Origin of the sequence: Leuconostoc kimchii IMSNU 11154, from assembly GCF_000092505.1 — a bacterium.
GTDB lineage: Bacteria > Bacillota > Bacilli > Lactobacillales > Lactobacillaceae > Leuconostoc > Leuconostoc kimchii.
The window spans coordinates 1,871,519-1,891,317 of sequence record NC_014136.1 but is presented as its reverse complement, the minus strand read 5'-3'; the positions used below and the strand labels follow the sequence as shown (position 1 = coordinate 1,891,317).

At 38.0% G+C, this 19,799-nt stretch carries 31 protein-coding genes; 6 read left to right on the top strand and 25 right to left on the bottom strand.

Annotation, left to right across the window (positions count from 1 at the left end; all coding sequences use genetic code 11):
- Positions 1 to 84 precede the first annotated feature (84 nt).
- The 11 genes from LKI_RS10055 to LKI_RS10010 all read right to left on the bottom strand — a co-directional run bounded on the left by LKI_RS10055 (position 85) and on the right by LKI_RS10010 (position 5,603).
- A complete protein-coding gene (locus tag LKI_RS10055) occupies positions 85 to 750 on the bottom strand; it encodes an N-6 DNA methylase (RefSeq protein ID WP_242651968.1) in 666 nt (221 codons plus the stop codon).
- Entirely contained in the window at positions 747 to 1,004 is a 258-nt protein-coding gene (locus LKI_RS10050; RefSeq protein WP_013104045.1) for a hypothetical protein, read from the bottom strand. The genes LKI_RS10055 and LKI_RS10050 overlap by 4 nt, the downstream gene beginning before the upstream one ends.
- Positions 1,005 to 1,013: 9 nt before the next feature.
- Positions 1,014 to 1,445 carry a RusA family crossover junction endodeoxyribonuclease gene (locus tag LKI_RS10045; RefSeq protein ID WP_013104044.1) on the bottom strand — a complete coding sequence of 144 codons (432 nt, stop codon included), beginning with the start codon at positions 1,443 to 1,445 and terminating at the stop codon, positions 1,014 to 1,016.
- Positions 1,446 to 1,447: 2 nt separating this feature from the next.
- Positions 1,448 to 2,149: a putative HNHc nuclease gene (locus LKI_RS10040; RefSeq protein ID WP_013104043.1), complete on the bottom strand. Its 702-nt coding sequence runs from the start codon at positions 2,147 to 2,149 to the stop codon at positions 1,448 to 1,450.
- 122 nt (positions 2,150 to 2,271) lie between these two features.
- Complete coding sequence (locus tag LKI_RS10620) at positions 2,272 to 2,901, bottom strand: ERF family protein (RefSeq protein ID WP_013104042.1); 630 nt, start codon at positions 2,899 to 2,901, stop codon at positions 2,272 to 2,274.
- Positions 2,902 to 2,928: 27 nt separating this feature from the next.
- Positions 2,929 to 3,330, bottom strand: coding sequence for a hypothetical protein (locus LKI_RS10030; protein ID WP_013104041.1), 402 nt, complete (start codon positions 3,328 to 3,330; stop codon positions 2,929 to 2,931).
- Positions 3,331 to 3,567: a hypothetical protein gene (locus LKI_RS10025; RefSeq protein ID WP_013104040.1), complete on the bottom strand. Its 237-nt coding sequence runs from the start codon at positions 3,565 to 3,567 to the stop codon at positions 3,331 to 3,333. It lies immediately after the preceding gene.
- 94 nt (positions 3,568 to 3,661) lie between these two features.
- Positions 3,662 to 3,811, bottom strand: coding sequence for a hypothetical protein (locus tag LKI_RS11040; RefSeq protein WP_013104039.1), 150 nt, complete (start codon positions 3,809 to 3,811; stop codon positions 3,662 to 3,664).
- The gene (locus LKI_RS10020; protein ID WP_013104038.1) at positions 3,808 to 4,581 is read right to left on the bottom strand and encodes an ATP-binding protein; all 774 of its coding nucleotides are present in this window, start codon (positions 4,579 to 4,581) and stop codon (positions 3,808 to 3,810) included. The genes LKI_RS11040 and LKI_RS10020 overlap by 4 nt, the downstream gene beginning before the upstream one ends.
- A 3-nt stretch (positions 4,582 to 4,584) precedes the next feature.
- The gene (locus tag LKI_RS10015; RefSeq protein WP_013104037.1) at positions 4,585 to 5,394 is read right to left on the bottom strand and encodes a conserved phage C-terminal domain-containing protein; all 810 of its coding nucleotides are present in this window, start codon (positions 5,392 to 5,394) and stop codon (positions 4,585 to 4,587) included.
- Between the two features lie 2 nt (positions 5,395 to 5,396).
- Positions 5,397 to 5,603 (bottom strand): helix-turn-helix domain-containing protein, encoded by a 207-nt coding sequence (locus LKI_RS10010; protein ID WP_013104036.1) that lies wholly within the window; start codon positions 5,601 to 5,603, stop codon positions 5,397 to 5,399.
- A 162-nt stretch (positions 5,604 to 5,765) separates the two neighbouring features.
- On the opposite strand from LKI_RS10010, the gene LKI_RS10005 reads away from it, so the two are divergent.
- Positions 5,766 to 6,179, top strand: coding sequence for a hypothetical protein (locus LKI_RS10005; RefSeq protein ID WP_013104035.1), 414 nt, complete (start codon positions 5,766 to 5,768; stop codon positions 6,177 to 6,179).
- On the opposite strand, the gene LKI_RS11035 is transcribed toward LKI_RS10005, so the two are convergent.
- The 5 genes from LKI_RS11035 to LKI_RS10615 are packed head-to-tail and all read right to left on the bottom strand — an operon-like array spanning position 6,160 to position 7,792.
- Positions 6,160 to 6,321, bottom strand: coding sequence for a hypothetical protein (locus LKI_RS11035; RefSeq protein WP_013104034.1), 162 nt, complete (start codon positions 6,319 to 6,321; stop codon positions 6,160 to 6,162). The two genes, LKI_RS10005 and LKI_RS11035, sit on opposite strands and share 20 nt — an antisense overlap.
- Positions 6,322 to 6,325: 4 nt before the next feature.
- Positions 6,326 to 6,499: a hypothetical protein gene (locus LKI_RS11030; RefSeq protein WP_013104033.1), complete on the bottom strand. Its 174-nt coding sequence runs from the start codon at positions 6,497 to 6,499 to the stop codon at positions 6,326 to 6,328.
- Between the two features lie 11 nt (positions 6,500 to 6,510).
- Entirely contained in the window at positions 6,511 to 6,726 is a 216-nt protein-coding gene (locus LKI_RS10000; RefSeq protein ID WP_013104032.1) for a hypothetical protein, read from the bottom strand.
- 9 nt (positions 6,727 to 6,735) lie between these two features.
- Entirely contained in the window at positions 6,736 to 6,981 is a 246-nt protein-coding gene (locus LKI_RS09995) for a hypothetical protein (RefSeq protein ID WP_013104031.1), read from the bottom strand.
- A gap of 10 nt (positions 6,982 to 6,991) precedes the next feature.
- Complete coding sequence (locus LKI_RS10615) at positions 6,992 to 7,792, bottom strand: ORF6C domain-containing protein (RefSeq protein WP_013104030.1); 801 nt, start codon at positions 7,790 to 7,792, stop codon at positions 6,992 to 6,994.
- A 126-nt stretch (positions 7,793 to 7,918) separates the two neighbouring features.
- Here LKI_RS10615 and LKI_RS10860 point away from each other — a divergent pair, with 126 nt between their 5' ends.
- Positions 7,919 to 8,146, top strand: coding sequence for a hypothetical protein (locus LKI_RS10860; protein WP_013104029.1), 228 nt, complete (start codon positions 7,919 to 7,921; stop codon positions 8,144 to 8,146).
- 211 nt (positions 8,147 to 8,357) lie between these two features.
- Here the strand turns inward: LKI_RS10860 and LKI_RS09980 are convergent, their stop codons facing one another.
- Together LKI_RS09980 and LKI_RS09975 are read right to left on the bottom strand one after the other, a co-directional pair.
- Positions 8,358 to 9,062: a BRO family protein gene (locus tag LKI_RS09980; RefSeq protein WP_013104027.1), complete on the bottom strand. Its 705-nt coding sequence runs from the start codon at positions 9,060 to 9,062 to the stop codon at positions 8,358 to 8,360.
- A 12-nt stretch (positions 9,063 to 9,074) separates the two neighbouring features.
- Positions 9,075 to 9,299: a hypothetical protein gene (locus LKI_RS09975; RefSeq protein ID WP_013104026.1), complete on the bottom strand. Its 225-nt coding sequence runs from the start codon at positions 9,297 to 9,299 to the stop codon at positions 9,075 to 9,077.
- Between the two features lie 264 nt (positions 9,300 to 9,563).
- Between LKI_RS09975 and LKI_RS09970 the strand changes: the two genes are divergently transcribed.
- From LKI_RS09970 to LKI_RS09955, 4 genes are all read left to right on the top strand, one after another.
- Complete coding sequence (locus LKI_RS09970; RefSeq protein WP_013104025.1) at positions 9,564 to 9,902, top strand: helix-turn-helix domain-containing protein; 339 nt, start codon at positions 9,564 to 9,566, stop codon at positions 9,900 to 9,902.
- Positions 9,903 to 9,914: 12 nt separating this feature from the next.
- On the top strand, positions 9,915 to 10,193 hold the full coding sequence (locus tag LKI_RS09965) for an ImmA/IrrE family metallo-endopeptidase (RefSeq protein ID WP_013104024.1): 279 nt from the start codon (positions 9,915 to 9,917) through the stop codon (positions 10,191 to 10,193).
- A gap of 46 nt (positions 10,194 to 10,239) precedes the next feature.
- A complete protein-coding gene (locus LKI_RS09960; RefSeq protein ID WP_013104023.1) occupies positions 10,240 to 10,950 on the top strand; it encodes a DUF4190 domain-containing protein in 711 nt (236 codons plus the stop codon).
- Positions 10,951 to 11,213: 263 nt separating this feature from the next.
- Positions 11,214 to 12,269, top strand: a complete 1,056-nt coding sequence (locus tag LKI_RS09955) for a site-specific integrase (protein ID WP_013104022.1) — start codon at positions 11,214 to 11,216, stop codon at positions 12,267 to 12,269.
- 179 nt (positions 12,270 to 12,448) lie between these two features.
- Here the strand turns inward: LKI_RS09955 and LKI_RS09950 are convergent, their stop codons facing one another.
- The 7 genes from LKI_RS09950 to rpsA all read right to left on the bottom strand — a co-directional run bounded on the left by LKI_RS09950 (position 12,449) and on the right by rpsA (position 19,716).
- Positions 12,449 to 13,300 carry a DegV family protein gene (locus tag LKI_RS09950; RefSeq protein WP_013104021.1) on the bottom strand — a complete coding sequence of 284 codons (852 nt, stop codon included), beginning with the start codon at positions 13,298 to 13,300 and terminating at the stop codon, positions 12,449 to 12,451.
- Positions 13,293 to 13,808: a dihydrofolate reductase gene (locus LKI_RS09945; RefSeq protein WP_013104020.1), complete on the bottom strand. Its 516-nt coding sequence runs from the start codon at positions 13,806 to 13,808 to the stop codon at positions 13,293 to 13,295. The genes LKI_RS09950 and LKI_RS09945 overlap by 8 nt, the downstream gene beginning before the upstream one ends.
- A complete protein-coding gene (locus LKI_RS09940) occupies positions 13,795 to 15,006 on the bottom strand; it encodes a CCA tRNA nucleotidyltransferase (RefSeq protein WP_013104019.1) in 1,212 nt (403 codons plus the stop codon). Before LKI_RS09940 ends, LKI_RS09945 begins: the two co-directional genes overlap by 14 nt.
- Positions 15,007 to 15,109: 103 nt before the next feature.
- Positions 15,110 to 16,375, bottom strand: coding sequence for a tetratricopeptide repeat protein (locus tag LKI_RS09935; protein ID WP_013104017.1), 1,266 nt, complete (start codon positions 16,373 to 16,375; stop codon positions 15,110 to 15,112).
- A 267-nt stretch (positions 16,376 to 16,642) separates the two neighbouring features.
- Positions 16,643 to 16,942 (bottom strand): HU family DNA-binding protein, encoded by a 300-nt coding sequence (locus tag LKI_RS09930; RefSeq protein WP_415617560.1) that lies wholly within the window; start codon positions 16,940 to 16,942, stop codon positions 16,643 to 16,645.
- Between the two features lie 169 nt (positions 16,943 to 17,111).
- Positions 17,112 to 18,425 carry a ribosome biogenesis GTPase Der gene (gene der / locus LKI_RS09925; RefSeq protein ID WP_013104016.1) on the bottom strand — a complete coding sequence of 438 codons (1,314 nt, stop codon included), beginning with the start codon at positions 18,423 to 18,425 and terminating at the stop codon, positions 17,112 to 17,114.
- Positions 18,426 to 18,528: 103 nt separating this feature from the next.
- On the bottom strand, positions 18,529 to 19,716 hold the full coding sequence (gene rpsA, locus LKI_RS09920; protein ID WP_013104015.1) for a 30S ribosomal protein S1: 1,188 nt from the start codon (positions 19,714 to 19,716) through the stop codon (positions 18,529 to 18,531).
- Between the last annotated feature and the right edge of the window lie 83 nt (positions 19,717 to 19,799).

The following is a 19,799-nucleotide window of genomic DNA, read 5'->3' as shown; positions in this document are numbered from 1 at the left end:
ACTGCAAACCATTCAAAATATTCCCAAAATTTCATCTTGCTAACAGATGATACTATTTTCTGTTTTAAACTTTCAACTTCAACATCAGATGTCAAATATTCCATATGTGTTTAACTCACTTTCTATATGCGCTTCGTATTTCTCGCCTTCCCATTTTTGAATACCGAAATATTTTTTGACTTCATCAGAGTAAGGCATCACATTCACGCTTGAAAAACCCAAAAAATCATCGTTATCATTTTGAATAAAGAACACACCGCGCGCTTCTCTAGTCAACACATCACCATGTATCACGGCAGCATTTATTCCGCGTATTGCTAGGTTAAAAATCAAGAATGGTAGCGCCCTGTCTGACAATTCTTCCGCGAAGAACAGGTAATTAGATGGCTTGTAATCAAAAGGACTAGTGGCCATTTGGTCTTGATGCCATTTTCTGATTAGCATGCCACCTGTTCCAGCTGTTGGCTCGTAGTAACTGTTACTAGTGCCAACGATTTTTGACAATATATCTGATATTGAATCAGGCGTAAAATCTTGTTTGTTTTTCTTCCGTTCCGCCTGTTCCTCTTCGTAATATTCATGAAATCCGTCATATGATAAATCTCTAGTGTACTCGTCTAAATATCTCATCATTGCTGTTTCACGTTTTTCTTTGTCGAGAACGATCTTCATCATTTCATCTGGTAGTTTAAACGACTCTTTAACTCCAAATATCTTGTGTATTGTTTTACTGGCTGTTTTAATCATCATTTCTCCTCTACAAATTTTTCTAGTTTTAAATCAAGCGCTTTGGATAATTTAACAATTGAGCTAAAATACGGGTCACGTCTCCTACCACTAACGATCATAATGACGTTGTTCCCATCGTTAAATCCCCCCCTGCGAGCCACATCTGCATATTTGTAATCCAACGCCAACATCTGTTTAGCAACTAATCTACCAATGTGCGTATTTTCAGGGTCTTCTGAAAATAAAATTAAATTGTCGTGTCTGAGTTCTCTCATGTTCTTACCTCAAAATTTATTATCATTAATCGTGTGAATTTCAACGATTACACGTGGCTGTTGCCCGTATATCTTTGAGCTGATTTCTTGCACGATAGCGTTGTCATCGTCCCACAGGATACCGTTTAACGCGTCCTCTGTGCTTTTAACAAAATTGCTCAAATCTGGTTTCTTGCGTGGCAGTAACTCGCCATCAAGTGCCATCTTTTTTTGTTTGGCAGTAAATGATTTAGGCATCGACCGCACAAACGTCATATTAACCGCTAATGCGCCTTGTGGACGTTTGTAGCCTTTCTTAACCACTTCTGACCTAGCAATGAGTGCCAGTGTCTCTTTGTACAACTTAGTCGCTTTTGGGTCATACATTCGTACGCCATTGCCAAATCTAACTGCTCGCGGGCGTTCCTGTTGTTGTGGCTCGATGAAAAATTTAAATATCATAATTACCTCGTGTTTAATCCATGTGCATTTGCTATTTTTTCATCAATTTCAATACCAACCAGATGATGCATTTTCAAGAAACTAATAGCTCCCATGTTATGTGCGGCATTGTGATGTTCGTGGCATAGTTGAATTGCTTTATGTTTCAAATGGTTGATCGTTTTTCGATCCATACCCGAACCAACGGTATCTAAATGGTGTAAGTCACTGGGTTTCTTCCCACAAATCACGCATTGTTTGTTCATCAGGCACATATACTCCCATTTCTTAATCTCTTGCGTTTCCAACTCATTCAGTGGCACTACACTTAAGCCGATATTGTGACTTGCTGCAAAATCGAGTAGAAAATTAATAAATTGGTTAGTTGCTGTCTTGCTACCCTTAACGGCGCTTAGACTAAATTCGCCAAAGTCCAGCCCATAATAATATTCGTACACGTTGTAAAAGTGCCTTCTCGTGCTCTCTACCGTCTCCAACCACTCGCCACCTACTTGTGCCGACCAAATGTCATTAAGCAGTGCGAACGCGAATTTACGCTGTTGTGGTGACGGCTCATTGTCATCGTTAACGACAATCGAGATGGTTTGTTGTTTGTCATTGTTGTGGTATCGCTGCAATGTATGAATGCTTTCATCATCAACGGACAATGTAATCAGTCCACTGTTAACATCTAATTTCCTGACCTGTCCAAATAATTCTGTCATCTGTTCACCTCATGGGCATCTCACCCATCTGCATGGTTACGCCATGTCGAGCGGACGCAGGAAATTCTGACAAACCTATTCCACTGGACTAATCAGTTTTACGACGATGATCTGGTCGTATTTTATTGCGCTGATTTTCGCATAAATTCAATAATCGTCTGTTTTTGGTTATCGCTCAATTTGACAAAGTCCATGAATTCATTAACTTGCAAGCTGAATTGCGTAGATATGATTGAATAAACTTGCGTTTCGTCAATGCTGTTTTTTGACTCAATCTTTTTAGCCAACTTTCCAAACTCACTGTGTAATGGATTTTTAGGCTTATCTTGACTCGTTGACTTGTTAGCTGGCTTATATTGTTGCCCTTGTGCGCCATTACCGTCGTCATCAACGTCACTTGATATACCAAACGCCATTGCCAAGCTGTAACGTTTGGCGTATGTCAAACCAGAACCCAGCGCCTGTGGCGTTGCACCATCTAGAGCTACCGCTTTGTTGTTTTGAACAGCTAACAACGGGAAACCTTGAATTTTAATCGTGTCCTCACCGTTTGTAATCGTTGTGTAGACAACATTGTCGTTAACTTCTTGCCACCAACCAAACGGTTCTTTTGATTCGGATATAGCATCATCAATTGATTTAATAACGCCGTCTAATGTGACATATCCACTTTTAAATTGTGGGTTATTGCCGTCTTTTACTGGTTGCTTAATATGCTTTTTAACGTCAATAAATGATTTTAATACGCTCATTATTCACCTCTAAATTCGATTTCAATATCAGTCATATTTGACTCTGTTCTGGGTTTCATAAACAACAACCTTATCTAAATCTTCTTGAATATCAGTACCAAATCGTTTCTTTAGTTGCGCTGGCGTTTTGACTTGCACCGCGTCCCAACCGTACTTTTTAACAAATGCTTTTTTTAGTGCTTCATCATCGCTAGATAGCATCTGTTTTGACGCCTCCGTGTAACTGATGCCTTTTATTTCAACGCCGTCATCTAATTTCTTCTTGACTGCGTCTTCAACGTTTTTAATTGGTGTCTTTAACGCTTTGATTGCATATGCGAGATCGTGCAAGGCATCAGCTGACATATTCTCAACGACTTTTTTATCGCGCAGCATGTCGATGGTGTATGCCTCGCCCCACTCATTGATTACTGTTACTTCGTTTGTCATTTAATCCAATACCTTTCTAATCTGCTGTAAACTGATGCGGTCACGTAACTTCATGAGTTGATCAATCTTCAAATCAATCAGTTCTAAATTGTCTGCCACAGCACCACTTGCCTCTGCTTCACTATCAAACGTTTCTGTTTCGGACGCGAAACTCATCTCACTGGCTAATAACACTTGCCAAGTCACTGTTTCATAGCCTTTATCAGGCTTGTAAAAATCAATTGCATCTTGTACCATTTGACTACCTCTTCATTTCTTGATATTCTTGAGGTATAAATTCGTTGAAAGCATTTATACCTCACGTCTAACCACTCCAATGGCTAGACGTTTTTTACTGTTCAATTACTTCAAAGCCCCAGTCTCCGCCAAAACATTTCAATGCCCTGACGCGTGCATCTATCCAACTAAATCTGTCGGATGTCTTCACATCACGTTCGACTATTTCTCCGTTTTCGGTGCGTACTGCTTGGTATTTTGTCATCTGATATCCTCCAATCCAGCAAACAACAACACGTTTTCTGTTTTCTTAGTCACTAATCGACTAATTAACTTGTCATTGTACATGCCCTCTAATTCGCTCCTGACGTTATTTGACGTCACGATGGTACTCTTAGTCCTTTTATCGTTTTCATCCACCTCGTAGCGCGCATCAGCCACTCTCATGTAAAACTGCTGTAAACGTTCGGTTGCTTGCTTGCCATTTCCAGACATGCCTACTTCTGAACCAAAGTCATCAAGTATCAAAACATCAACCTCTTGCATCGACTTTGCGATACGATCTAATTTAGCTCTGGCACCCAAATCACTAAATTCATACATGACTGATTCACGTAACGCCACAGTACTAACAAACATCACTGTCTTGTGGCTGTATCTTTCCAATGCATTGACTAGCGCTAAGGTGATGGCTGTTTTACCAGTACCGGCATTGCCAAGAATGAAGATGTTGAAGTTATCAGACCTTAGTCGTTTGAAAATATCCGTTGCTTGATTTTTGATTTTTGTAGCCAACTTAACGTTTGCTTGTCGTTCTGGTAGCCACCTCTCAAATGTGAATGTTGCCTTTCGGTTCGATGGCCATAAACTATCGCGGTCATATACCTTGCGTTTCAGCGCGAGATAATCAACTGCTGCCTTTTCTTCTGCCTGCTTGTCGATGTCTGCTAACTTAGTTGCTAGTTCTTCCTCGCTAAGTAATGTGCCACCGTGTGATTTAATCCATTCAGTTGCAAAGTCTGATACGTTATTCATAATCTATTCCTTGTAGTATTTACCCAATGCTGCTCTCATGCCTTCTTCCTGTGTCATGTTGCGCATATCTGTATTATTTGGTTTAACGTTGTTCTCGTTGAGATAGCTCTCAAACTTATTGCTAAATAATGTTTCTGGTCGTAAGAACTTGTTCATTTTTTGATCATTAAGCCATTGACTACTCTTAACATCAATCACTGCTTTGAAATCATCTAAACTAAATCCCTCGTTAAATCGCGTTTTAATCAGTGATTTTGTTTTTGAACCGCTATTTCGGTATTTATTCCCAGTCTTTTTATTCAAATAATCAACAATTTCTTTGTAGGGCACGTGGTCGGGTTCGTCAGAACCAGACAATATATCTTTACTATCCTTATCTATCCTTACCTTACCTAACCTATCCTTACCTAACCTTACCTGTGTCAACGTTTCGTCTACGTCCCGTGGACGTTCTGTATACGTAACTAAATTTCGATGTTCATATTGACCTGATTCGTTGATTTGAAGCTGTTCTAATTCGTTTGGATAAATCGTTTTATTGTAGGTATCCTTACGAATATAGTTGTGAACACGCCAATCTTTGATAACTACAACACCGCTATCGAATGGTAATAAAAACTGTTTTGCGATTAATAGCTTTCGGTCATCTTCACTGGACCCGATCATTCTTTGAATTGTCTTAGTGTTATCGATGAAGCCATCATCATCTGCGTGCATATTTAGATGAAAGTACAATGCTTGTGTTGATAGTGGCATATCAAGAAACACATCCGTATCAGTAACTTTCTTGCTGAACATTCTTCTTTGTGCCATGACTACCCCTCTTTATTACTTCTAAATTCATCTAAGCTGACATCTAATGCATCAGCTATTTTTTCCATTGTGCTAAAATCTGTACCAGCACTCTCATCGTTTTTAATTCGATAAATTGTACTCATATCAACACCTGAATTTTTGCCAAGCCAATACCACGACTTGCCTTTTTCTTGTAATAATTTATTCAGTTTTTCATTTAGTTTCATGTACAAAAACTGTCCTTTCACTACTGTTTTTGATCTTACTGTTCTTTTTTTCTGGTATAATCATATATACAAACAAGTGTTTTATGTTTCTGCTATAAACACGAATACCTGTTTGCAAATTTGATAGCAACCGTTTATCCAAACGTTGCAGGAAGAAGAACTATGCTAACACTTCATCAAGCACGTACCATTCAATTTTTCATGGACAATTTGGAAGAATACTGTGAGTATAATAAAATATCCTTTCCTTTTGAGAAACTCGTTTTCAAGTATGAAAATGAATTAATAAGTGCCGACTTTATTGATTCTGATTTTAAAATTGAAGAACAAACTACTATTAACTTAAGAACAACCTATTTATCAAAGTATTCAGATGAGACGTTTTCAAGAGATGCTCTGCTAAAACTAATCAACAATAGAGAAGCGCTATTAGAGTTAATTTATAAAATAGCCGAAGAATTTCAGGAACTACCAGAAACGTATTGGGTTTACAATATTTGTTTTATGAAATCTGATATATCTCTCAAAAATTACCTGTTTACTCCTGATGATAAATTTATTCTTGTTTCGTTTTAGAGAACTCAACATCTGGAATAAACATTTGAATTGAATTAAGTGTGTCTTTAAGTTCAGTACTTTGTTGCTGAGCTTTTTTAACTAAGTCATATAATTCATCAATATTATTAATTACTAGCTTTACCGTTGTTTCTTTATTCATTTTCCTAATCCTCCACTGCATTGTTAATCAAGAATGCTGCTTCTTTTCGTGTGTAGCCATTCTTGATGAGTTCTTCGTAATCGTGTTGCGCTTCTCGCTCATTAAATCGGTTCTCGTCCCATCTGAACAGTGTGATTCCTGCTGAGATGATGATGAACCATGTGATTGCTGTTGCCATGTGTTACCTCCCTAATCAAAGTTATATTCTGTGTGCGCCTTAATGAACTGTCTGACACCATCGCGTGGATATTTTGTTCGTCCACTGCCATCGTCAAACTTTGGAAAACCCCTCATGTTGACGAGGTCACTGTAATTGTCTTTGTTGTAGCCAGTCATTTTTTGAAGTTGCGTGTTGTTTAATAGGTCTGGGAAGAATAGGATTTCTTCTTTTATCACATTTGCCATAATTTCTCCTTAGTTGTTCAAAAACCGATCGCGATACTCGACAAAATCCATCACTTGAGATTTATTTTTAACACTGCGCAACTTTTCAGTGAAATCATCAAGGTCACTAGTTGCCACTTCAAGTTCTGCCATGAAATCAGTGTCAGCAGTATTTCCAATTACGCCGTTCAATATATTTTTAGCCTCGTTTATTTTCCAGATCGCAATTTCTAAATCATCGCGTTCTAAATCATTGATAATCATATTTTCAGCCATATTTTTTCTCCTATGCCGTTTCCTTAACATCTAATGTTGTTTGTTCATTTGAGTATTTAATGGCATACAACATTTCTTTTTCTGGTTGCCAATTTTGAATAAACATAATTGCTTCGTTAAATTCTTTAGCTTTCAATGATCGGTAGCGATTAACATTGAAACGTTTTCTGAAATCTGGGAACAGCTTCTTGCGCAAAATATCAGAGTAAAATTCTTTATAAGCATTAGTAGCAACACCGCCAACAATTTTCATCGCTTTACTCTTACGCGCTTTTTCAATCTGAATGACCTGATCTTCGTTAATCGTCCTATTTTCGTCGTAGTCTTTCTTGAAGTCTTCCAATACGCCGACACGTTCATCAACTTCAATAAATGCTTCATTGTGTAACTTGATGAAATCCATTGGACTTTTTGGCTGTTTAAACGCCTTGCGCATATTGAAATATCCGTCAACAAATTTGTCGTAAATATCCCATGCTATATCATCTTCCAAAATCTTTAACAACTTTGAGTAACCACGTTCGCTTAACATGTAAATATGTGAGGAACGATTAATTGAATTTTGACTAAATCCGAGGTCAATTTGATTGACCTCGAAATCTTTCTGTTTTAAGTCAATTAAATCAACACCTGTTTTGAATCGTTTGATATTCATGTTGATCGCTTGATTGATAGCTTTAGTTGACTTGCTGTGAATATCCGCAATATCACGAACCAACATGCCTCGTGTGCCATCTCCGAATCCACCCTCGATACCAGTGAATTCATATCCTGATACTTGTTCTTTACCGATCACTTTTAAATTACTCATGTGTATATTCCTTTTCTGTTATAATTGAGTTATATTCCTCCTGACTAATTCCGTAGTCAGGTTTTTTTGTGCTATCCTTTATTTATCGGCGTACAGGCTGAAATAAATGAAAGGAGACAAAATTACATGATTAAATATTCGCTAATCATCGACGGAAAGAATGTGAAGTCTGATTTCACACTTCCATTTAATCCACAAGTTGGTGATCTGATTAATTCATCATCTGATGCAAAGACGCCGTATTATCTTATTAAAGGTATTGTGATGTCTATAAATGACGAATTTGTTCAATTACACGTTGACAAATTCTCTAACAAAGTCAACGCGTCTGTTAATGTTGACTGGTTCAATTGAGTTGCTTTCGACTTCGACAATTCTTGCCTCAACTTCGTCTAGTATTTTTTCATCTACATACATTGCTTCTCCAGTAAGCACAGTTATTTCTTTATCGTCCAGATAAGTAAATAACGCTTTCCTGATAAGCAATGTATTTTTTTGTTTCTCGACTATTACGCCGGTTAACTTTCCGGCTACGTATATAGCTTTCAAATTTATTACCTCCTTTCTATGCTGGTTGTTCTGCGCCCTTTATGGCAAGTTCTAATAAGTTACTCGGTTCCCAATTAATGAAGAACCGTTTGCCGTCTTCAAATTGCTTTCGTGGCAACGCGTTATATCTTGGCACGTTAAACTGTGATTTAAAGTCATGACTAATTGATTGGTATACTTCACTGGATAATGCCTTATATCGCTTCGTATGTTTACTCCCTAGAATTGCAAACACCTTGTTTTTTCTCATGCGCAATAATTCAGTCTGCTCCCAGCTTCTGATTTCCTGTGCGTCTTCAAACTCATCCATTCGATCAACTACGTGGTTAATTTTGGTTTCTTGTTCTTTCATCACTTGAAGCGCGTTATCAAATAGTTGCAATGTGCTTTGTGGTTTTGAGTAACTACCATGTTTCAATACACTCGGAATAACTTCTGATGTTACCCAACGCTTGAATTTCTTAGCTGTTGGCAGTTTGCTTGATAGTGCTAACGAGATAACGCCTGATTGGTTAATGACTGTCATTCGTTGTGTTCCACCGGGGGTCTGTATTTTACCGACCCCTTTATCTTCTTCGTCAACATGTGCTTTAACAGCATCAGCTGTTCGAGAATATCCCAACGTGGTTGCTACATCTTTAGCAACTAACCAAACTTCTTCGTTAATCACTACTGTTCTTACTTCGTTTGTTTCAAAATTAAATACTGCTACTTCGTTCATGTTATTTTCTCCTTATAACCAACCATCACCGTTGTAATCTGTGAATTTGAACAACGTGTTCAAGTGTTCCTTAGCTGCGTCGCCTGTTGCTGCACCAGATAGTAGTTGTCTGACGTATGATTCAGACTTACCAATAACCGGGGCAAGCATACGAGGCTTTAAACGCTTCTTTTTCAAATGAAGTGAGAACTTGAATCGTTCTTCTTCGAGTGTCTGAATTGCTTCCTGTACGCTCATAATTCCCTCCTTAGTATTATTTACTGTAAAATTGTTTGTAAGTTTTACTTTACAAGTTGGATAAAACCAACTATAATGGCATAGTAAACACATCAAAATAAACGTTGTTATTGCATATCCCTCCGCCAAGATTGATAGATATAACTGTTTTTTTGTTTGCGCTATTAACTTACAAGAATAAGTATAGTTGGTTATTTCCGACAAGTCAACACTTTTGTTGGTTTTTCCAAACTATTTTATTCAGAATAAAATAGGAATATTGATATGACAATGCTTTACGATAGAATAAAAGAAATATCTAATAAAAAAGGACTTTCCATTGACTTTGTTAATGAAAAAGCTGGTTTAAGCAATAAAGCTATATATGGTTGGAAAAAATCCACACCAAAAGCCGACAACTTGCAAAAAGTCGCTGACGTACTCCACGTCTCAACCGACTACTTGTTAGGTCGCACGGATGAGATGAATCCTACTGCATCTGATGACCTGACACCAGCGCAAAAAGAAGTTGCTTATTTTATCGACCCTGCTGCTACTAAAGAAGACATCGAACAAATTAAACAACTAGTTGAAATTGCCAAACTCTCAAGGCGTAGACTGTGAGGGCTGACATGTATGACAGAAATAGAAATATATATCGACAAATTTCGAGACTACATATTTTACGGCATAGAAGTAGAACACAAGCTTTACTATGGTGAAGTAAACAAAGTTAGCGGTAAGGTATTTATTTATATAAATACACTACAGCCCGAATGGCGACAAATTAATACCATTGTTCACGAGGCTGGTCATGCTGAATTTAATATGTACGGTGACAGTAAACGCTGGTCTATGTCAACAATGTTAGCTGAGAAACAGGCTGAATACGTTACAAAACACTTTGTTATTTAAATATATGTGCCGAGCGTCCACATTAAAAAGCTTTAGGAGATATTTCATGGAAAGAAAAGTATTAGGAATTTTGAGTATTGTATTTGGCGGGTTCGGATTGTTATTGTCGTGGATTCCGATTATCAACAACTTTTCTTTTGTGTTAGGTATTTTAGCCTTAATCTTGGGCATCGTCGCTTTAGTTGTCAATCGAAAAAATAAAAAAATTCTCGCTGTTATAGGTACTGTAATTAGTGTTGTTACAATAGCGATAGTTCTATTTACACAAGCTGCATACAGTCATGCTATGAATAAGGTTTCAGAAGATATTAAGAAGAGTACTTCAAGTTCATCTGAAAAAACTTCTAAAAAAGACTCAAAAATTTATGCAATTAACGAAACGGTTAAACACGCTGGTGTTGAATATAAAGTTAACTCTGTGGACTTTAATGAAGGATCCGGTTTTTCAAAAGCTGAAAATGGCGAAAAATATGTCGTTGTTAATATAACGATTACTAATAAGAGTAAGTCAGACTACGACTATAATCCTTTAGATTTTAAGCTTTCAATGGACGGAAATGAACCAGACGTAACCACGATCGCTCCAGATGACGTTGATACATTTGATTCTGGTACTTTAAAACCAGATGCTACATTAACCGGAAACTTAGTTGTCGGTAAAACTAATCCCAATAATACTAAAGAGTTACTATTAGTCCACCATGATAACAATAGTATCAAAGATCTAGACTCTACGTTTGAAATAAAATTAAAGTAATTAAATCCCTATTGCTTAAAATAATTATGATGCGTATAATTAAACTTATAGGTGCGACAAGCATCGATTGGTTAAACGCTAATCTAAGTTATATAGAGCTAAAACAAGCTCGAGGGATTCTTATGAATCTCTCTTTTTTTATCACAAAAAAGCACACCCTACTCGCCAAAGTTAAAGGTGTGCTAAAGACAAAAATACAAACGCACGGGGCGTTCTTGATAATTATATCAGATGTTAGCCCCCTTTTAAAGGAGGCTTTTTATATGGCATCAATTTACAAACGTGGTGCAACTTATACGGTTAACGTGTCAATTGTCAAAAATGGTAAACGCGTGCGTAAAACTAAATCTGGCTTTAAAACGAAACGCGATGCTAACTATTGGGCAAATGACATTGAACATCGAAAAAATAATGATGAATTGTCGGCTGTTTTCGCTCCTGATATTACCGTGCCTGAATATTTTGGTAAATGGTTAGAAACTTACAAAGGCAATATCAAGAGCAGTAGCATGACGGTATATTTAGCTACCCTACACACGATTGAACGCAGCGACATACTTTCTACCACTAAGGCATTTAAACTAACGAGAGCGCGTGCACAACAGTATTTAAATGAATTTGGTAGCACACATATTAGATCAACAACCGCTAAACGAAAAACACAACTAAAATCGGCCTATCAAGATGCCGTGCTTGATGGTTTTATTAAAGTTAATCCTTTTGAACGGACAATAGTCACTGGTTCTGATCCAAAAGATAATGACTTGAAATTTTTAGAAACTGATGATTATTTATTACTGATAAATGAAACTAAGTTGGTACCGACAGTTAATAATGACATCATCTTGATTGGCGCACTAACAGGTGCTCGCATTGGCGAAATACTAGCGCTGACAACGGATGACATCAAAGACGGTGTTATCGATATTAACAAAACAGAACAGTCAGCCACACGCACGATAGATACGACTAAGACCAAAAGTTCTGTTCGCTTAATTGACGTCCCTGTCTGGTTGACTGATAGATTAAATTCATCATATCAGGGACGGTTATTTAACATCAGTCAAGGTGCTGTTAATAAGGCATTTAAAAAATTGCAAACCAAGTTAGAATTTAAAAACATTGTCTCATTTCACGGACTACGCCATACCCATGCGAGTTACTTATTATCTAAAGATGTTTCAATTGATTATGTTAGCCAAAGATTAGGACATGCCAATACAGCTATCACGATGAAAGTATATGCTCACTTGTTAAGCTCCAAAAGGCTACAAGAAATTGATAAAACAATATCCCTATTTGATAAAGGGCTACAATAAGGCTACACATCAGCTATAAACGTTGATATGTAGCCTTATTTTTTATCCTGGGCAGTTTTCGAACCAGTCCAATAATAATTCATTATTGATTTTGATAAATGCTCATTAATCATATCAAACATCGATGCACAATAAAACCCCAAAAATATATTTTTGGGGTTTTGACTATAGTCTTTATTTTAATGTGCATGATACAAAATAGCTAATGCACCAATACCTGTATGTGTTGATATAATAGGACCCGTATTTGTCACTTCAATTTTAATATCCGGCCAGATGTCATTTAAACGTGCAGCCATTTTCTCAGCTACTTCTGGCACGCCGGCATGAGAAACACCAATGGCAAGCATATCCGAGTATTCTTGCATTTTGGCGATAACATTATCATTAAATTTAGCTATTGCTTTCATGCCACGACCCTTGACCAGAACTTCAACTGAGCCGCTCTCATCTACACCAGCACCAACCTTGATATTCAGTATATTACCAATAAGGCCAGATGCTCTACTCAAACGACCACCAGCCACCATGTTGTCCAATGATGTAAAACTCAAATATGTGTGCGCATGGGACCGTACTTTTTCGATTTCAGTGACAATGTCTGCCATATCAGCACCTGCTTGCGCCATTTTAGCCGCAACCAAAACAGGAAAAGCCTGAGCCCGATCTGCATTTAACGTATCAAAAGTCGTAATTTTAGCAGAAGTCAATGCTGCTGCTTGTTCAGCCGCATGAACCGTACCCGATAGGCCTGAAGAAAGATGTAGACTCAATATTTCGGCATCAGGATATTGATCATTAATTGCTTCATAAACAGCTTGAAATTTTCCAATTGATGGTTGAGAAGTTTGTGGCAAACTATGACTTGTTGTCATTTTTTCTAAAAATTCATTGCGTTGAATTGTGACACCATCTTCATATACGACACCATCAATTTGGACTGTAAGTGGTACGATTGTGATATCATATTGCTTAATTTCTTCTTGTGTTAATGCTACGGCTGAATCCGTAACAATCTTAATATTAGACATTCTCTCCTCGATTTCTACGCTTATAACGCTCCACAACAAACGCATAGTCGTGCCTGTCATCTTTGTCATGCGGCTGACGACTGACTAACTCAAAAGTTGTCAAATCAATCGCATCTACAAATGTATCACCGTTAATTATACCATCAATACGCGTTACAATCAGATCTGTGGCATACGGCATAAACGCGCGATAAATCGCTGCGCCGCCAGCAATGGCAACATCTTTGGATTCAGCTCGAATAGTATCCAATGTTTCCGCAACTGAATGTGTCACCAAAACATCTTCAAAAGGTATTTGCCAATCTGCTTGTCTTGTCAACACAAGCGTTTGACGATTTGGTAACGGGCGACCAATGCTCGACCATGTTGTACGACCCATGATCATCAAGGTATTAGTGGTTTCTTCACGAAAAAGCTTCAAATCATCTGGTAGGCGCCATGGTAAGTTACCATTTTTTCCAATAGCATGTTCCCTATCCTCCGCCCAGACCATTTTAATTTTTGTCATATGATATCAACTCCTTCGCATAATCTAACAATGAATCAGTCCTATTATTTACTTCTCCAAGTAACACAGCACGCGCCAGCTTTTCAAGCGTACGTCCTAATTCAGGCCCTGGGTTAAATAGACCTCTTGCGAGTAATTTGTTCCCATTAATTGCCAAATCAGATGATTGTTTAATCGGCAACGTTTTCAACATGTGTACAATATTTGCAATCGTTTCTGTGGCAGTTCCCATTAATTGCAAGACTTCAATAAGTTCATTGCGGTAACTATAAATACGATAAAGATCAAAAATACTTGCTTGATCAATCTGACGGGCTATTGGCGCAATCATAGCAACTGCTTTAATGTCTTCACGGCTTGTTTTCCAGAGTCTCATGAATTTTTTCATATCCTCAACCTGCAACGATGATCGTGACAATAAATGCGCCCAAACGACCTGATGATGTTGAGGTTGTCGAATTTTTAAATCAGAAATTAGTGGCGTTAAGTCCCAATTTTCCAGATGACCTGGCAGGTAAGGTATCACACCATCATGAACAGCCATTTCCATACTTTGGGCTGCCTTTTCTCCCTGCAAAAGTTTTTCGAATTCAACACGAATGCGCTCAACCGCAATTTTTTCAAGGTTAGGCGCTAATGTTTTCAAAGCCTTCTGCGTATCAACCGCAATGTCAAATGATAATTGTGCACTAAACCGTAACGCACGCATCATTCTGAGAGCGTCTTCTGTAAAACGTACCTCAGCATCACCAACAGCACGAATAATACCTTTCTTAAGGTCAGATAACCCATTAAACAAGTCAACTATGTCACCAGTATGTGTCATTGCTAAAGCATTAATTGTGAAGTCACGTCGTTTCAAATCCTCTAACAAACTACGAACAAATGTCACTTTGTCTGGTCGTCTAAAATCAGTATAGGTTGATTCTGTTCGAAAAGTTGTGATTTCATAACCGTTGCCAAAATCTAATACCATCACTGTCCCATGTTGAATACCAGTGTCCACAGTCGTATTAAACAAACGCTTCACCTCTTCTGGAAAAGCTGAGGTGGCAATATCCACATCATGTATTGGTTTATTTAAGAGCATGTCACGTACTGCGCCACCAACAAAATAAGCCTCATGACCAGCATCTTCAAGGCGTTTTAAAGCAGGTTGGGCATCTTTAAATTCTTGTGGCAATGTCTCAATTTTCATCATAAAAGTCCTTAGTAAAATTATACCAAAAACTGATTACCAGTGCTGCAAAACTTGATTTAGTAAGTACAACATGATCGAAGTTGCCGTTTATATTAATCATTTAAAAAGCTAAATCCTCTAAACGCATTTGCATTTCTGAGTCATTTGGTTCCAAGAAAAGGTATTGTTTTAGCGTTTCAATTTCTAGATCTTGTTTTCCCTGCTGATGATACCAATTAATAAGATCCAATAAAAATTGAACATTTTCTTCGAACAACGGCGCAGCATCATGCCAGTATTGTTGTGCTTTTCTCTCGTCTCCCACTGCTTGATAAGCACGGGCTAAAGTCCAATAAAATTGCGGATCGGTCAAATCATCAGCTAAGTATTTTGTCATATAACTGATGACTTCATTGAATCGCTTTTGCGCAAGATATAAATCGGTCAAATTTAAAATGGTTGTCACATCCGCATCATCAATTGTTAATGCTTTAAGGTAGTAATTTTCTGCTGCATCTAAATCGCCTGTTTTTTGAGCCGCTGTGGCCGCTAGACGATATAACTGTATATTTGTTTCGTCTTGCACCAAACCAGCCTGATACGTACGATAAGCGTCTTCAATTTGATGTAATTGCTCGTATGTCTTTCCCAGCAAAGGATAAACCGATGTGTATTTGGGATCTGAGTCCAAAATCTCATTAAATAATGTCATTGCTTCGTTTTCACGTTGCGTTTCCTGGTATAAAATAGCCAATTGAAAGCGTATATCTAAGGTCATACGTTCGGGTTTAATTTGTTCTAAGTAACCAATCGCATGATCATAATTGCCAATTTGTGCATAGGCTACACCGATACGAGCAACAATATCAACACGGCTAATCTCACGCTGTCCTTTTAGCAATAACGCACGATAACGTGAGATAGCCTGCTGAAAAGATTGGTTAGCAAAATAAAATTCTGCCAAAGCAAATTGAATGACATCTTCTTCTGGTGCAATATTTTCAGCCTGTAACAAACTATACTCTGCTGACTCATTGAGTCCTTCTGTTTGATAAATATCTGCCTTCACAAGCAATGACCGGAGGTAAGACGATGAGTTAGGTTGAACCTGTGCTAAGTAATTTTGTGCCTCATCAATTTCGCCGTCTTCAATCGCTATATCTGCCAGTGCTGCACGAATTTCATCTTCTTCCGGATACTTTTCTAATAATTTTTTATAAGCACGACGTGACTGATTTAAAAAACCCAAGGCATACAATTCTTCTGCTAAACTATAAATTAAATCATCATCATCATTTCTTAAAGATTGTGCAAACAGATGCTGTGCTTGGTCAAGCTGACCGCTTGACAATGCGTCTAACATTTTCTGTGCATAATTTGATTTCATTGCTTACACCTCCAAATATTAACTTATTATAAAAAAATCATAATATATTGTTCTTATATGTTTAATCACCAGCATATGGTTAACTAATAATCTATTTTAACATAAAAAATAACCACATATCAGTCAGCCTCGCTTCTAGCATACAGCACATCGATTGTATATTAACAAGCTTCTGTTGTCTCAAGGATAAGTCGTGCTCTTCAAACAAAAAAACGAGCTAATTCAGCCCGTCCTTACCAATACTACCGTTATATAAAACAGTATATATTACTTTACTGCTTCTTTTAGAGCCTTACCAGGCTTAAATGCAGGTACCTTTGATGCAGGAATTTCAATTTCTGCACCAGTTTGTGGGTTACGACCCTTACGGGCTGCACGATCACGAACTTCAAAGTTACCAAAACCAATTAATTGAACTTTTTCACCGTTCTTCAAAGCTGCTTCGATTGATGCAAATACTGCGTCAACTGATGCAGTGGCATCTTTCTTTGTCAAACCTGTTGCTTTTGCAACTGAATCTACTAATTCTTGCTTGTTAGCCATTTTGCTTCTCCTGAGAGTATTTATTAACCGTCGAGCGGTTTTGAAATGTGTCGAAACATTATTTCATGTAACTAGAATACCATAAGAATGCCCCAATGTGTAGTGTTTACGCGACTTTAGCCGTTTCGTAATCATTTTGTCATAAAAAAATCATGCCTCTGAAAGAAATGATTCCACTAACCTCATTATTTTTTCATTTACGAGCTCGGATAATTAACTTAATTGGTGTGCCTGTAAAGTCAAACGCTTCACGTATTTTATTTTCTAAGAAGCGCTCATACGAAAAATGCATGAGTTCAACATCATTCACGAAAATAACAAATGTTGGTGGTTGAATAGCTACTTGTGTTGCATAGTAAACGCGTAAACGACGGCCATTGTCTGAAGGTGTTGGATTTACTGCAATAGCATCCATAATAACATCGTTAAGCGTTGATGACGATACACGCTTTCGATGATTGTCATCAACATCTCTAACAAGTTGTGGCAAACGATCCAAACGTTGTCCCGTTTTAGCAGAAACGAAAATAATTGGTGCGTAGTCTAAAAACTTAAATTCTGCACGAATTAAATTTTCAAAATCTTTCATTGTACGATCATCTTTTTCAATTGCATCCCATTTGTTGACAACAATAATCATGGCACGACCAGCTTCATGTGCAAAACCAGCGACATGCTTATCTTGTTCGCGAATTCCCGCCTCTGCATCAATTACCATTAAAATTACATTACTATTATCGATTGCCTTTAACGCACGCATAACAGAATATTTCTCTGTATTTTCGTAAACCTTTCCACGTTTACGCATACCTGCGGTATCAACCATAATGAATTCATCACCTTCAGGTGTTACGAAACGTGTATCAATAGCATCCCTAGTTGTACCTTCTATGCTAGATACAATAACACGATCTTCACCGAGCATGGCATTAACAATTGAAGACTTTCCAACATTTGGACGACCAATAATACTAAATTTAATGACGCCTTCATCTTCTTGTTCGGCTGCTTCATCTGGGAAATTTTTAACAACCGCATCCAACATATCACCTAACCCGAGCCCATGGGCTCCTGACACTGGATAGGGTTCTCCCAAACCAAGTGAATAAAAGTCATAAATGTCTTGTCGCATTTCAGGATTATCAACCTTATTGATTGCTAGAACAATGGGTTTTGCAGTTTTATATAGCATTTTAGCCACAACTTCGTCTGCAGACGTGACCCCTTCTCGACCAGAAGCGACCATAACAATAACATCTGCCTCGTCAATTGCTAATTCAACCTGCGCGCGAATTTCAGCCAAAAACGGTTCGTCACCAAGTTCAATACCACCCGTATCAATCATGCGGAATTCATAATTCAGCCACTCTGCTGGCGCGTATAAACGGTCCCGTGTCACACCAGGTTGATCTTCAACGATTGCAATACGTTCTCCAGCCATGCGATTAAATATCGTAGACTTTCCAACATTTGGGCGTCCAACAATTGCTACTATTGGTGCTGACATAATAGCACCCCTTTCTTTTCTTACCGTGAGCCACTACTAACGCCCACTCAATTTTTCTTCCAAAATAAAAGAACTGGCTAACCAGCTCTTCTACGTGTTAATTTTACAACTTATCACCAAAAATATCGCCCAATGTTGCACCAGAATCATCATTTTGCTTATAAGCAGCGATATCTGCACGTGAGGCTGATCCATCTTTACGACGATCTTCACGTTCAGGCTTTTCTTCCAAAGCCTTCATTGATAATGAAATACGCTCTTCAGCTGGCTTGATATCCAAGACTTTAACTTGTACTTTATCGCCAGACTTTAATACTTCTGAAGGATTTTCAATACGCTTATTTGAAATTTGTGATACGTGAACAAGACCTTCAATACCAGGTAAAATTTCAACAAAAGCACCAAAGTCTTTTACACGTTTAACGGTTCCTTCAAGAACATCGCCTGCAGCAATTTGATCTGCAGCTTCATCCCAAGGTCCGCGTTGTGTTGCTTTGATTGATAGTGAGATACGACCCTTTTCAGTATCTAAGGCTAAAATCTTAACATTAACCTTATCACCCTTTGTCAAAACATCGGCTGGGTTTTTAACACGGTCATGTGAAATTTCTGATACATGGACCAAGCCATCAACACCACCCAAATCAACAAAAGCACCAAAGTCTGTCAAACGTGCTACAGTACCTTCAACGACTTCGCCAACTGTTAATTTGCTAAATACTTCGGCAAGTTGAGCAGCACGTTCCTGTGCTGCTACAGCCTTACGTGACAAAATCAAACGTGCATTAGCAGGGTCAATTTCGATAACTTGTGCCTTAATATCCTTATTCTTGAATTGGTTCAAGTCAGATACGAAACGTTCTGCAACCATTGAAGCAGGTACGAAGCCGCGAACACCATTAACATCAACAATCAAACCACCGCGAACAGCGTTGATAACTTTTGCATCAACTGTATCACCTTCGCCGAAGCTAAGATTTTCCCATGCTTTACGAGCGTCTAAACGCTTCTTTGACAAAAGGTATGACACACCCTCTTTATCACTTGTTACATTCGAAATAACAACAGCTTCAATGCTGTCACCAATCTTCAATTCGTCTGCCAGGTTGATGTTACGATCGTCTGAGTACTCACGTGCTGGCACAACTCCTTCTTCACCGGTAGGCAAACCAACAACTGCTTGGTTATCGTTATCAATGGCCAAAAGCTCACCTGTAATAACATCTCCCACCTTAATTTGATCTGCTGCGCTTTCGAGAGCTGCTAAGAACTCGTTGTTTGTTTCACTCATGACGTCTAACGTCCTCCTACAATTTACACTATGAATATAGTTTACCAGAATATTTTGTTCTTGTATAGTAAAAAACAGCGTTT